The organism is Malikia spinosa, from assembly GCF_002980625.1.
GTDB lineage: Bacteria > Pseudomonadota > Gammaproteobacteria > Burkholderiales > Burkholderiaceae_C > Malikia > Malikia spinosa.
In genome coordinates this window covers 41,694-54,428 of the sequence record NZ_PVLR01000017.1, presented here as the reverse complement: position 1 = coordinate 54,428, position 12,735 = coordinate 41,694, and the positions used below count along the sequence as shown (strand labels likewise).

Genomic DNA, 12,735 nt, shown 5'->3' with positions numbered 1-12,735 from the left:
CAGCCCCTGCTCGTAGGGATTCAATCGGGTCACGGTGTCTCCTGATGGCCTGCATCACCTCGGGCGGGTGACTTGCTGAAATGAATCTATTTTCATGATTGAAAACATTCCTTGCGGCAGGCTGACAACGGTACTGCATGAAAACCCTAGCTTGACGGGCGGCAGCGGGAGCGTTCCGGCGCGATCCCGTCGTCAGAGCGGGCGCGACAACGAAAAAAGCCGCTCCCGTTTCCGGTAGCGGCTTTTCGCTGGGTTGACTGTTCTACTGGCAGCGCACCCGGGGCAAACGCGGTTCTATCCTGGGATGGAACCGGGCGATTGTTGCCTGATTAGGCGGCGGCCAGGGCCAGTGCCTTGACCTTGGCGGACAGGCGGCTCTTGTCGCGAGCAGCCTTGTTCTTGTGGAAGATGCCCTTGTCGGCGATGGTGTCGACCACGGCTTGCATCTTGGCAAACAGCTCGGTGGCCTTGCTCTTGTCGCCGGTCAGGACAGCCTTCTCGACGTTCTTGACAGCGGTACGGTACTTGGAACGCAGCGAGGTGTTGGCAGCGTTCAGTTTGATGTCCTGGCGGACGCGCTTGCGACCGGATGCCAGGCGGGGGTTCTTTTTCTTCGGCTTGGTTGCCATGATTGTGTTCCTTTGAGTTTGTGGATGTTGCCAGCAGAACCCAAGATTGTAGCGCGCGCACTGCGAACCTGCAAAGGACAACCGTCGTCGTTTCGGTCCCAAATGTGGTTTCGATGCTGCGTCGCGGCGCTGTGAGCAGCGAAGAATCGCTTTTTTGTCCCTCGTTTCTTCCCGAGGTGAGACAATAGAGGTTCAGATGACACAAGCTTTCTCAGAACTTTCGCTGGCAGAACCGCTGGCACGCGCCATCGCCGAGATGGGTTTCTCGGCCATGACTCCCATTCAGGCGCAAGCCATTCCGGTCGTGCTGCAAGGCCGCGACGTGATGGGAGCAGCGCAGACCGGCACCGGCAAGACGGCCGCCTTCTCGCTGCCACTGTTGCAACGCATGCTCAAGCATGAGAACGCCTCGACCTCGCCTGCCCGGCACCCGGTGCGTGCGCTGGTGCTGCTGCCCACGCGTGAGCTGGCCGACCAGGTCGCGCAGCAGATCGCGCTCTATGCCAAGCACACCCAGCTGCGCAGCACGGTGGTGTTCGGCGGCATGGACATGAAGCCGCAGACCGCCGAGCTCAAGAAGGGCGTCGAGATCCTGGTCGCGACGCCGGGCCGTCTGCTCGACCATATCGAGGCCAAGAACTGCGTGCTGAACCAGGTCGAGTACGTGGTGCTCGACGAGGCCGACCGCATGCTCGACATCGGCTTCCTGCCCGACCTGCAGCGCATCCTGAGCTACCTGCCCAAGCAGCGCACCACGCTGCTGTTCAGCGCCACTTTCTCGTCCGAGATCAAGCGGCTGGCCGGCAGCTATCTGCAGGACCCGGTCACGATCGAGGTCGCGCGCTCCAACGCCACCGCCTCGACCATCGAGCAGCGCTTCTACCGCGTTGATGAGGATGACAAGCGCCAGGCCTTGAAGCAGCTGCTGCTCGAGAAGGGGGTCAAGCAGGCCTTCGTCTTCCTCAACAGCAAGCTCGGCTGTGCCCGCATGGCGCGCGCGCTCGAGCGCGACGGCCTCAATGCCGTGGCGCTGCATGGCGACAAGAGCCAGGACGAGCGCCTGAAAGCGCTCGACGCCTTCAAGAAGGGCGAAGTCGACCTGCTGATCTGCACCGACGTGGCCGCGCGCGGTCTCGACATCAAGGATGTGCCGGCGGTGTTCAACCTCGACATCCCGTTCAATGCCGAGGACTATGTCCACCGCATCGGCCGTACCGGCCGCGCTGGCGCCTCGGGCATCGCGATCTCCTTTGTCACCGGTCGCGACGTCAAGCAGCTGGCCGAGATCGAGAAGCTGATCGGCAAGAAGACCGAGGTCGAGTCGCTGCTGCTCGGGTCCGATCAAAGCCGCTTCGGCGGTGCTCCGTCGGGGCGCCAGAACGACGGCCAGCGCCTCTGGAGCGATCCGCAGGCGCGCGCCGAAGTGCGCAGCGAGCGCCCGACCCGGATTCGTGCGCCGCGCGCCTCGTCCGATCCCTTCTTCGACCAGCCCTACCAGCCGCCAGCGACCGATGCCCGTCCGGCCTGGGAAGGCAATGCCCAGCCGGCTTCGGCGCGCGGACTGTCGCCCTACATCAAGTCGCGCAAGAAGGTCGCCGCGCTGTTCCGCCCGATGGCGCCAGCCGCGGTCGAATCCAGCACCGAGGCCGCCAGCTGATCCTGGCGCAATGACCCCCGGCCTTCCGGGGCTGTCACTCCTGTTGGCACAGGACCTTCACTGACCTTTCAGACGCCGGGTTTGCGCGCCTGCGGGCAGTTCACCTGCACGATTTCAGCCACCCGCGCCGGGCCTTCGGGCTGCGGCAGCAGTCGCGCAGCACTCAGGCAGCCGCCCCACAGGCAGCCGGTATCGAGCGCGAGCAGCTTGTCACGCTGCACCAGTCCCAGCGTCGACCAGTGGCCGAAGGCGACCGGCGTCTCCGCGCTGCGCCGCCCCGGCACGTCGAACCAGGGCAGGTAGCCCGCCGGCGCCGATCCGGCGCCGTCCTTGCTTTCGAAATCCATCCGGCCCTCGGCATCGCAAAAGCGCAGCCGCGTCATCGCGTTGACCACCACGCGCCATCGCTCGTCGCCGGCCAGGTCGTCGCTCCAGCGGTCGGGCTGGTTGCCGTACATGCGCTGCAGCCAGTCCTGGCCTTCGCTGCCCGACAGCATGGCCGAGAACTCGCCCGCCAGCGTCAAGGCCTGCGTTGCGGTCCATTGCGGCAGCAGGCCGGCATGCACCAGCAGCCAGCCCTCGACCTGCAGCGCCAGCGGCCGCGAGCGCACCCAGTGCAGCAGCTGCGCCCGGTCGGGGGCGGCCAGGATGCCCTCGAGCGTGTCGCTGCGGTGTGCCCGGCGCACGCCTTCGGCAACCGCCAGCAGATGCAGGTCATGGTTGCCGAGCAGGCATTGTGCCGAGGTGCCATAGCCCATCAGCCGCCGCAGCACCGCCAGCGACTGCGGCCCCCGGTTGACCAGGTCGCCGAGCAGGTAGAGCGTATCGCGGCTCGGGGAGAAATCCAGCGTCTGCAGCAGGCGCTGCAGCGGCTCGTCGCAGCCTTGCAGGTCGCCGATCAGGTAAAGTGACATCCACAAATTATGAATGTCCTGCTGATTATTTTTCTGACGCTGCTCAACGGCGCCTTCGCGATGTCCGAGATGTCGCTGGCCGCCAGCCGCAAGGCCCGCCTGGCCGCGATGGCCGAGAGCGGCGACAAGGGGGCCAAGACCGCGCTCCAGCTGCTCGACAACCCGACCGAGTTCCTGTCTTCGGTCCAGGTCGGCATCACTTCGATCGGCATGCTCAACGGCATCGTCGGCGAGGCTGCCTTCAGCAGCGCGCTGGCCGCCAAGCTGGCGCTGCTCGGCCTGCCGCAGTCGAGCGCCGAGATCAGCGCGACCGCGATCGTGGTGGTCGTGATCACCTTCGTCACCATCGTCTTCGGCGAGCTGGTGCCCAAGCGCATCGGCCAGATGCATCCGGAGGCGGTCGCGCGCTTCATCTCGCGCCCGATGGCTGGCGTCGCCAAGGTGGCCAAGCCCTTCGTGATGCTGCTGTCGGCCACCACCCGTGGCGTGCTCAAGCTGTTGCGCTTCGAGAACACGGCAGTCCAGCATGTGACCGAGGAAGAGATCAACGCCAGTCTGGAGGAGGGCGTGGGCGCCGGCATCATCGAGGAGCATGAGCACCAGATGGTGCGCAACGTGTTCCTGCTCGACGATCGCCAGCTCGGCAGCATCATGGTGCCCCGGTCCGACATCGTCTGGCTCGACCATGCCGACACGCTCGAGCAGGCGCTGGCCAAGGCCTGGCGCGGCGGGCATTCCTGGTATCCGGTCTGCCGCGGCAGCCTCGACGACGTGATCGGCGTGATCCATCTGCCGCACCTGATGGCACTGGCCGACGATGGCAACGCCGAGGGCTGGCAGCGCAATGCCAGCTCGCCGGTCTTCGTGCCCGAGACGCTCAGCGGCATGGAGCTGCTCGAGCAGTTCCGCTCGCGCGCCACCCGGCTCGTGTTCGTGGTCGACGAGTACGGCGTGGTCCAGGGCCTGCTGACGCCGCTCGACATGCTCGAGGCCATCACCGGCGAACTCTCGCCCGAGGTGCCGCACGAGGCCTGGGCGACCCAGCGCGAGGACGGCAGCTGGCTGGTCGACGGCGCGATGCCCGCGCATGAACTCAAGGCCCGGCTCGACATCGCCGAACTGCCCGACGAGGACCGCGAGCGCTACAACACCGTCGCCGGCCTGATGCAGGCGGTCTCGGGCGAGCTGCTGGGCGTCGGCGAGTCGGTCGAGGTCGCCGGCTGGCGCTTCGAGGTGCTGCAGGTCGAGGGCCGGCGCATCGAGCAGGTCCTGTTACAGCGCCTGCCCGCAGCGTCAGACCGGCATTCGGCATGAGTCTTGCTGCCTGAGGCAGTCACCCGCTGCCCCCGCCACTCCATGAACGACACTCAAGCCCCCTCCATGGTCGAAGATCAGCCAGTCCCGGTGTGCAGCGCCAGCCTGCTGCCGCCCGACGACCCGCAGCGCATTGCACTGCACAACGAGGTCCATGCGCGGCCGGCGGCCCGCATCCGCCTGCCGGCGCTGGTCACGCTGGTCGCAGTCCTCAACGACGGTGTGTCACGCGAGGACGAACGGGCTCACCTGTGTCACCTGCCGGGACAGCAGGCCCTGTCCCTGGCCGAGCTGCAGGACAATTTTCTGCGCCTGCGGCTCGATGGCTATACCGTCAAATGGGAGCGGCATACCGAGTTCACGCGCTATTCGATCGTCCAGCCGCTGCCGGCCGGGGCCGGCCTGGGCAACAGCATGCCGGCGCTGCTCGACCATCTGGTCACGCCGCCTGGCTGGCTGGGGCAGATTCCGGGTCGCACGGTGGCGGCGATCCAACTGGTCATGCTGAGCGCCGACCTGGCGGCGGGTCCGGTCCTGATGGAGCAGGCCAAGCAATGGCTGCGCCGGCGCACCGTGGTCGGCTCGCAGCTGGGCAGTTCGCAGGCCTGGGCCATCACCGACCTGCAGCTCAATGCGGACGGTTTCGAGCGCATGCTGGTGCTCGCGCCCCCGGGCACCAGCGAGGCGGCTGCCGGGCGCATCGCCATGCGGCTGCTCGAAGTCGAAACCTATCGGCTGATGGCCTTGCGCGGATTGCCGGTGGCCAAGAGCCTGGCGCCGGTCCTGTTCGCGGCCGAGGCTGAGCTGGCCGACCTGACCGCACAGCTCGAGACCAGTTCCGTCTCCGAGCAGGATTTGCTGGACCGGCTGATCGGTCTGGCGGCACGGGTCGAGCGTGCGACCGCCGCCCATTCCTTCCGCTTCTCGGCCACCCAGGCCTATGCCGATCTGGTCAGCCAGCGCATCGAGGAGCTGCGCGAGCTGTCCTTGCCGAGCACCCAGACCCTGGGCGCCTTCATGCGCCGACGTCTGGCGCCGGCGATGGCCACGGTGGCCTCGACCGCGCAGCGGCTGACTTCGCTGTCGGAGCGGATCGCGCGCACCAGCGCGCTGCTGCGGACCCGGGTCGACATCGCGACCGAAGGCCAGAACCAGCAATTACTGGCCAAGCTGACCCATGGCCAGGAGCTGCAACTGCGCTTGCAAAGCACGGTCGAAGGCCTGTCGATCGCGGCGATTTCCTACTATGTCGTCAGCCTGCTGCTGTACGGCGCCAAGGCGCTCAAGGGCCTGGGCCTGCCGGTGCAGCCCGAGCTGGCGGCTGGCGCGCTGGTCCCGGTCGTGCTGTGGGGCGTCTGGCGCACGACGCGCCGCATCCACGAGAAGCTGCACGCCGGCCACTGAGGCCGGTTACCGCAGTTGGCCGGCCTGGCAGGCCCGATACCAACAGCCCCGGGCAGGCCGGAGGCCAGCGCGGCAATCAGCTCAGCAGTGCCTGGGCGAATTCCTGCGCGCTGAAAGTCTGCAGGTCCTCGAGCTTTTCGCCGACGCCGATGAAATAGACCGGGATCTCGCGCCCAGCTTCCTTGGCCCACATCGCGATGGCCGCCAGCACGCCGCCCTTGGCCGTGCCGTCGAGCTTGGTCACGATCAGGCCGGTCAGCTGCAGCGCGGCATCGAAGGCCTTGACCTGGGTCAGCGCGTTCTGGCCGGTGTTGCCGTCGATCACCAGCAGCACCTCGTGCGGTGCGCTGGCATCGGCCTTCTGCACCACGCGCTTGATCTTTTTGAGCTCCTCCATCAGGTGCAGCTGGGTCGGCAGCCGGCCGGCGGTGTCGACGATCACGACATCGCGCCCGCGCGCCCGTCCCGCCTGCACCGCGTCGAAGCTGACCGCGGCCGGGTCGCCACCTTCCTGGCTCACGATCTCGACCAGGTTCCGGTCGGCCCAGACGCCCAGCTGCTCGCGTGCGGCGGCGCGGAAGGTGTCGGCAGCGGCCAGCAGCACGCTGGCGCCCTCGTTGGCCAGATGCTTGGTCAGCTTGCCGATGGTGGTGGTCTTGCCGGCGCCGTTGACGCCAGCGACCATCATGACGGTCGGCCCTTCCTGGCTACCGATCGCCAGCGGCTTTTCCAGCGGCTGCAGCAGATCCGTGATCGCCTGGGCCAGCAGGCCCTTGACCTGGGCCGGGTCGGTGACCTTGGCTACCTTGACGCGGCGCTTGAGGTCGTCGAGCAGGTATTGCGTGCCCTGGGTGCCGGTGTCGGCCATCAGCAGCGCAGTCTCGAGCTCCTCGTAGAGCTCGTCGTCGATCCTGGTGCCGGTGAAGACGGTCGACAGGCTCGATCCGGTCTTGCGCAGGCCCTGCTTGAGGCGTTCGAGCCAGCCCTGACGGCCAGATTCGGCGGTCGGCTTGTCCACCGGCACCAGTGTGGCAGGGGCAGGCGTAGCAGGCAGCTTGGCGCCGGCTGGCGCCTTGGCGGCTGGGGTTGCGGGCGCGGCCGGCGCTGGCGCCGCCTCGGGCTTGGCGGAAGAGAATTTTTTCTTGAGGAAGCTGAACATGGCGCGTGTTTCTAGAATCCATGCATTCTATGAAACCTGCATCACACCGTCCTGTTATTGTCCCGGCCGCGCCGGGTTTCGTTCGCATCATCGGCGGGCTGTGGAAACGCAGCAAGCTCGCGGTGCCGGCCCGGCCCGGTCTGCGCCCGACGCCCGACCGCGTGCGCGAGACGCTCTTCAACTGGTTGGGTCAGGACCTGACCGGGCTGCGATGCCTCGACGCCTTCGCCGGCAGCGGCGCGCTGGGCTTCGAGGCCGCCTCGCGTGGTGCCGTCCAGGTGCTGCTGTGCGAGCAGGACCCTGGCCTGGCAGCCGGCCTGCGCGCCAATGCCGAACGCCTGAAGGCGACCCAGATCAAGGTCCAGCGCGGCGACGCGATCGCGACCCTGAAGGGCGCGTCGCGCAGCAGTTGGGACCTCGTCTTCCTCGATCCGCCGTTTGGCGACAATGGCAACGAGGCCCTGTTCGCCCAGGCGCTGCAGGCCGCCGTGCCGCTGCTGTCGCCGCCGGGCTGCGTCTACCTCGAGGCGCCGCGCGCCTGGGGCGAAGAAGAACTGCTGGCGCTGGGTCTGCGTTGCAGCCGCCACGGCAAGGCCGGCCAGGTCCACTACCATCTGCTGGAGCTGGCGCCCTCGGTTTGAGCTGACGTTGCCGGCATAAGCCGGATCTGAAGGCGGTGGCGGCATTGCCGCGCTGGTGCCATGGCGCTGGCGCAGGGCTTTTCTGCGCCTGCCAGTCCGGCTCGGGCCTGAAGGCGGATAATTCCATCCATGACGACATCCCTTCCCTGTGACGCCCAGATCCGCCGCGTCGCGGTCTACAGCGGCACTTTCGATCCGGTCACGCTCGGTCACGAGGACGTGATCCGGCGCGCCGCCGGCCTGTTCGACGAGCTTGTCGTCGCGGTCGCGGTCGCGCATCACAAGAAGACCCTGTTCACGCTCGAGCAGCGCATCGCGCAAGTGACCGAGGTCTTTGCCGACCTGCCTGCCTTGCGCGTGCTGCCGTTCGATGGCCTGATGGTGGATTTCTGCCGCCAGCAGGGTGCTTGCGCGGTGGTGCGCGGCATCCGTAACGTGGCCGATTTCGACTACGAAGCGCAGATGGCGGCGATGAACCAGAAGATGGCGCCCGAGGTCGAGACGGTGTTCCTGTTGCCGCAGCCGCAGTTGCAGTGTATCTCGAGCACGCTGGTGCGCGAGATCGCCAAGCTTGGCGGCGATGTGTCGCAGATGGTCAGCCCGGCGGTGGGCGAGCATCTGCGCGTGGCCACTCTGGCTATCTGAAGGGGAGAGCGCCATGGCACTGATGATCACTGACGAATGCATCAACTGCGACGTCTGCGAGCCCGAATGCCCGAACCAGGCCATTTCGATGGGCCCGGACTTCTATGTCATCGATCCGGCCAAGTGCACCGAATGCGTCGGCCATTTCGACGAGCCGCAATGCGTCCAGGTCTGCCCGGTCGAGTGCATTCCGGTCCACCCGCAGCATGTCGAGACCCGCGAGCAGCTGCAGGCCAAGTACGAGCAGCTGCAAAAGCCGGGTTCCGCGGCGGCCTGATTGCCATTGGGCTGGCTCAGCGGGGCAGCTCTTGGTTGGGCAGTCTTTGTTGGAGCCGGACTTGCTGTGGCGGGTCTTGGGCGGGGGTAAGGCCGCCGACCTCATCTGTCCGCTGCGCGTCCAGCAAATCGGTCGTCAGCCTCACCCCCGCCCCAGACCATGGGTCGGTCGTGAGCTTTGCTCCCGCCCGAAACCTTAAACCGGTCGTGAGTTTCACCTGCACATCAGACCATGAGTCGGTCGGAAGCTTGGCCCTTGCTTAGGGCCAGGAATCGTCAGCAAGATTCCATCGCTGCCGTGAATTGGTCTGCGGCGCATGGAGCTGACTTTTGCTGTCTTTGACTTTCCTGTAGCCGACTCAGCCACGCTCGAGCCCGGTGGGTGGGCGTGCGCATGGCCGATTTTTGGCCGCGCAGCGGACGGTATGAGGCCAGGCGCATGCCCGCCCGCCGGGCCGGCCAATCAGCTCCATGAGCCTGATCAGCTCAACCAGCCGAATCAAGCTTCACCAGAAAGCCTCCGCCCGATACGAGCCGAGACTCCGCTGACGGTCCGCTTATTCGGCAACAGCCGGTGGCGTATCCGCCTTGGGTGGCCTGGGCGGCTTCGGACGCGGCGGCTTGCTGGTGTGGATGGCTGCCGTCGCCTTGTCCATGCGGCCGGCCAGCAGGTCGGGCAGGGCGCGCACCGCGCGCTGGATCGACTGCTCGAGTGCATCGCGCTGGTCCGGTGCCGGCTTCTTGAGCACCCAGTTCGCGACTTCGGACTTCACGCCCGGGTGACCGACGCCGATGCGCAGCCGCCAGTAGTCGCTGCTGCCGAGCTGGGCGTGGATGTCGCGCAGGCCGTTGTGGCCAGCATGACCGCCGCCCTTCTTGAGCTTGAGCTCGCCGGGTTCCAGGTCGAGCTCGTCATGCGCGACCAGGATTTCCTCCGGTGCGATCTTGAAGAAGCGCGCCAGTGCCGCGACCGACTGGCCCGAGCGGTTCATGAAAGTCATGGGCTCGAGCAACCAGATTGGCTGGCCTTCGAAACTGCCACGCCCGGCAACGCCGAAATAGCTGCGTTCCGGGTTCAGCTTGACCTTGAGTTCGCGTGCGACCGCCTCCAGCCACCAGAAACCGGCGTTGTGACGGGTATCCTCGTATTCCGGGCCCGGGTTGCCCAGGCCGACCAGCAGTTTGAACATGGCAGCAGCTTAGCGCCCGCAGGGCGCGATCAGTGAACAATGGATGTGAAAAAGGCCCGCCGAAGCGGGCCTTTGCCTGACAAGCAGGGCAGAGAAGAATTACTTCTTCTTCTTCTTCTTGTCGGTCGAGGCAGCGGCCACCGGAGCAGCGATGATCTCTTCCTTCGGCTCGACCAGGCTTGCGACGCCCGGGTTCGGCTTGCCGTGGATGACCAGCTTGGCGCCAGCCGGCAGGACCAGGTCGTTCGTGTGGATGGACTGGCCCTTGACGGCGTTGCCCAGATCGACAGTGATGAACTCGGGGATCTGCATGGCCAGGCAGTCGATCACGACTTCGGTCAGCGCGTGGTTGACCAGGCACTTGTCCTGCTTGACAGCCGGCGAATGCTCGGCGTTGATGAAGTGCAGCGGCACCTTCTTGCGCACGCGGGTGGTCTCGTCGACACGTTGGAAGTCAACGTGCAGGACCAGCGGCTTGAAGGGGTGGTACTGCACATTGCGCAGCACGACCTTTTCGGTGTTGCCGTTCAGTTCCATGTCCAGCAGTGCCGAGTGGAAGGATTCCTTCTTCAGGGCGAACCACAGGCTGTTGTGATCGAGTTCAACGACGGCCGGGGCAGTAGTGCCACCGAAGACGATGGCGGGGGTGCGGCCGGTGTTACGCAGGCGGCGGCTCGCACCCGTGCCCTGCTTGGCGCGCTCAAAAGCGGTGAATTGCATGATATCTACCTTAAAGAGGGACCATCCGCGACCAGCGGTCCCCAACAGAAAAAGCGCCCACTTGCGTGGACGCTGCTTTTTGTCGTCGAATCAGTTCGATTCGGCGAACAAATCCATCACCGAGTCGCCGTTGGCAATGCGCTGGATGACTTCAGCCATCAGCGGTGCCACGGAAACCTGGCGGATCTTGGTACAGGCTTGTGCCGCCTGGCTCAAGGGAATGGTGTTGGTCACGACCACCTCGTCAAGGGCGCTGCCCTTGGCGATGCGCTCGATGGCCGGGCCCGAGAAGACCGGGTGGGTGCAGTAGGCGTAGACGCTCTTGGCGCCGCGCTCCTTGAGCACCTCGGCGGCCTTGACCAGCGTGCCGGCGGTGTCGATCATGTCATCCATGATCACGCAGTTGCGGCCTTCGATGTCACCGATCACGTGCATGACTTCCGACACGTTGGCCTTCGGGCGACGCTTGTCGATGATGGCCATGTCGCAGCCGAGCTGCTTGGCCAGTGCACGGGCGCGCACCACGCCGCCGACGTCGGGCGACACGACCAGCAGGTCCTCGTACTTCTTGGAGCGCAGGTCACCCAGCAGCACCGGCGAAGCGTAGACGTTGTCGACCGGAATGTCGAAGAAGCCCTGGATCTGGTCAGCGTGCAGGTCCATCGTCATCACGCGGTGCACACCGACGGCCTGCAGCATGTTGGCCACGACCTTGGCCGTGATCGGCACCCGGCTCGAGCGCGGGCGACGGTCCTGGCGTGCGTAGCCGAAGTAGGGGATGACAACCGAGATGCGCTCGGCCGAGGCGCGCTTGAGCGCGTCGACCATGATGATGAGCTCCATCAGGTTGTCGTTGGTCGGGGCGCAGGTGGACTGCACCACGAACACCTCGCGGGCACGCACGTTCTGGTTGATTTCGACCGTGACTTCGCCGTCGGAGAAACGACCCACGGCAGCCTGGCCCAGGCTGGTACCGAGCTGCTGAGCGATCTCAGCGGCCAGTGCCGGGTTGGCATTACCCGTGAAAATCATGAAATCCGGCGATTGCACTGGCGTGGTGATTTGCATGGAGAACCCGGCAAAATGTTGGTCTTCAGAAACACAATGCGGCCCTTTAAGGCCGCGTTGTGTGTTTGCTAACAATAAATTTGGCAGGGGAGGAAGGACTCGAACCCTCGCATGTCGGAATCAAAATCCGATGCCTTGACCAACTTGGCGACTCCCCTACACGGGTTTGCAGTTTGCACTACATACCGAATGCAGTTGTGTTTGTCATCTGCTCTTCACAAACAACGAAAGAGATTGTACTCTACTTTCGCCACTGTTTGAGAGGATGTTCAAACAAATTCTTGCAGCTTCTTGCTATCCAGTTTGCTGGCAATGTCGTAATATCTACAACACTTGCTTGACTTGCTGGTGCAAACAGCGCGCTGCCTGAGCCCGTCATTCTACCAGATAAATTCTGGTTTTTTAACCAATCCAGTCCGATTTTGATGTCGGGGCAGAGATCGGTTGCGACCGGCTGCAGGTCGTTGTGTCCATGACTGAAAACACAAGCGCTTGCAACGAAGTCTTCGATTGTAGAACAGGAACTGTCGCGTTTCAACGCCGGACTCTGAAAAATTTTTGGCGTCGAGGCGCCGGTCGGCGGCTTGAGCACCAGGAACTCGGCGGCTGGCAGCGCTATCGGGGTCAACTGCTCACCCACACCCTCGACCCAGGCGTTGTCCCCGCCCAGGAAGAAGGGCACGTCGGCGCCCAACTGCAGCCCGATCTGCATCAGTTGCTCGAGCGGCAGCTTCAGGCCCCAGAGCCGATTGAGCGCCAGCAGGCAGCTGGCCGCGTCGCTCGAGCCGCCGCCCATGCCGGCTTCCTGCGGAATCTGCTTGTCGAGCGCAATATGCGCGCCCCATTCGCAGCCGGTGGCCTGTTGCAGCGCCTGTGCGGCGCGCACGACCAGATCCTGCTCCGGCAGGGCTGGGCCGCTGTCGCCAATGTCCTCGCGGCTGATGACGCCGCCCGCACGCCGCTCGAAATGCAGGGTGTCGCACCAGTCGATCAGCATGAAGACCGATTGCAGCAGGTGGTAGCCGTCGGCGCGGCGGCCGGTGATGTGCAGGAAGAGGTTGAGCTTGGCCGGTGCAGGCACGTCCAGCAATTGACGCAGCGACATATATAGAGGGAAC

The 12,735-nt window shown here is 65.3% G+C and carries 13 protein-coding genes and 1 tRNA gene; 6 read left to right on the top strand and 8 right to left on the bottom strand.

What is annotated here, in order from left to right; genetic code table 11:
- Nucleotides 1-329 precede the first annotated feature (329 nt).
- Nucleotides 330-632, bottom strand: a complete 303-nt coding sequence (rpsT, locus tag C6P61_RS07320; protein ID WP_105729280.1) for a 30S ribosomal protein S20 — start codon at nucleotides 630-632, stop codon at nucleotides 330-332.
- Nucleotides 633-825: 193 nt separating this feature from the next.
- Here rpsT and C6P61_RS07315 point away from each other — a divergent pair, with 193 nt between their 5' ends.
- On the top strand, nucleotides 826-2,286 hold the full coding sequence (locus tag C6P61_RS07315) for a DEAD/DEAH box helicase (RefSeq protein ID WP_105729271.1): 1,461 nt from the start codon (nucleotides 826-828) through the stop codon (nucleotides 2,284-2,286).
- 68 nt (nucleotides 2,287-2,354) lie between these two features.
- Here the strand turns inward: C6P61_RS07315 and C6P61_RS07310 are convergent, their stop codons facing one another.
- Nucleotides 2,355-3,200, bottom strand: coding sequence for a symmetrical bis(5'-nucleosyl)-tetraphosphatase (locus tag C6P61_RS07310; protein WP_105729270.1), 846 nt, complete (start codon nucleotides 3,198-3,200; stop codon nucleotides 2,355-2,357).
- 9 nt (nucleotides 3,201-3,209) lie between these two features.
- Between C6P61_RS07310 and C6P61_RS07305 the strand changes: the two genes are divergently transcribed.
- Complete coding sequence (locus C6P61_RS07305) at nucleotides 3,210-4,514, top strand: hemolysin family protein (protein ID WP_105729269.1); 1,305 nt, start codon at nucleotides 3,210-3,212, stop codon at nucleotides 4,512-4,514.
- Nucleotides 4,515-4,556: 42 nt separating this feature from the next.
- Nucleotides 4,557-5,918 carry a DUF3422 family protein gene (locus C6P61_RS07300; RefSeq protein ID WP_244908820.1) on the top strand — a complete coding sequence of 454 codons (1,362 nt, stop codon included), beginning with the start codon at nucleotides 4,557-4,559 and terminating at the stop codon, nucleotides 5,916-5,918.
- 76 nt (nucleotides 5,919-5,994) lie between these two features.
- Here C6P61_RS07300 and ftsY read toward each other — a convergent pair whose 3' ends face one another.
- Entirely contained in the window at nucleotides 5,995-7,077 is a 1,083-nt protein-coding gene (gene ftsY / locus C6P61_RS07295; protein ID WP_105729267.1) for a signal recognition particle-docking protein FtsY, read from the bottom strand.
- A 29-nt stretch (nucleotides 7,078-7,106) separates the two neighbouring features.
- On the opposite strand from ftsY, the gene rsmD reads away from it, so the two are divergent.
- From rsmD to C6P61_RS07280, 3 genes are all read left to right on the top strand, one after another.
- Nucleotides 7,107-7,718, top strand: a complete 612-nt coding sequence (gene rsmD / locus C6P61_RS07290) for a 16S rRNA (guanine(966)-N(2))-methyltransferase RsmD (RefSeq protein ID WP_244908818.1) — start codon at nucleotides 7,107-7,109, stop codon at nucleotides 7,716-7,718.
- Nucleotides 7,719-7,847: 129 nt separating this feature from the next.
- Nucleotides 7,848-8,363 carry a pantetheine-phosphate adenylyltransferase gene (gene coaD / locus C6P61_RS07285; RefSeq protein WP_105729265.1) on the top strand — a complete coding sequence of 172 codons (516 nt, stop codon included), beginning with the start codon at nucleotides 7,848-7,850 and terminating at the stop codon, nucleotides 8,361-8,363.
- Between the two features lie 13 nt (nucleotides 8,364-8,376).
- Entirely contained in the window at nucleotides 8,377-8,640 is a 264-nt protein-coding gene (locus C6P61_RS07280) for a YfhL family 4Fe-4S dicluster ferredoxin (protein ID WP_105729264.1), read from the top strand.
- A gap of 556 nt (nucleotides 8,641-9,196) precedes the next feature.
- Here C6P61_RS07280 and pth read toward each other — a convergent pair.
- The 5 genes from pth to ispE form a co-directional block, all read right to left on the bottom strand.
- Nucleotides 9,197-9,829, bottom strand: coding sequence for an aminoacyl-tRNA hydrolase (pth, locus tag C6P61_RS07275; protein ID WP_105729263.1), 633 nt, complete (start codon nucleotides 9,827-9,829; stop codon nucleotides 9,197-9,199).
- A gap of 99 nt (nucleotides 9,830-9,928) precedes the next feature.
- Nucleotides 9,929-10,549, bottom strand: a complete 621-nt coding sequence (locus tag C6P61_RS07270; RefSeq protein ID WP_105729262.1) for a 50S ribosomal protein L25/general stress protein Ctc — start codon at nucleotides 10,547-10,549, stop codon at nucleotides 9,929-9,931.
- A gap of 90 nt (nucleotides 10,550-10,639) precedes the next feature.
- Nucleotides 10,640-11,617: a ribose-phosphate pyrophosphokinase gene (locus tag C6P61_RS07265; RefSeq protein ID WP_105729261.1), complete on the bottom strand. Its 978-nt coding sequence runs from the start codon at nucleotides 11,615-11,617 to the stop codon at nucleotides 10,640-10,642.
- Nucleotides 11,618-11,698: 81 nt separating this feature from the next.
- Nucleotides 11,699-11,775 (bottom strand) — tRNA-Gln (locus C6P61_RS07260).
- A gap of 83 nt (nucleotides 11,776-11,858) precedes the next feature.
- Nucleotides 11,859-12,716: a 4-(cytidine 5'-diphospho)-2-C-methyl-D-erythritol kinase gene (gene ispE, locus C6P61_RS07255; RefSeq protein ID WP_105729279.1), complete on the bottom strand. Its 858-nt coding sequence runs from the start codon at nucleotides 12,714-12,716 to the stop codon at nucleotides 11,859-11,861.
- Nucleotides 12,717-12,735 lie beyond the last annotated feature (19 nt).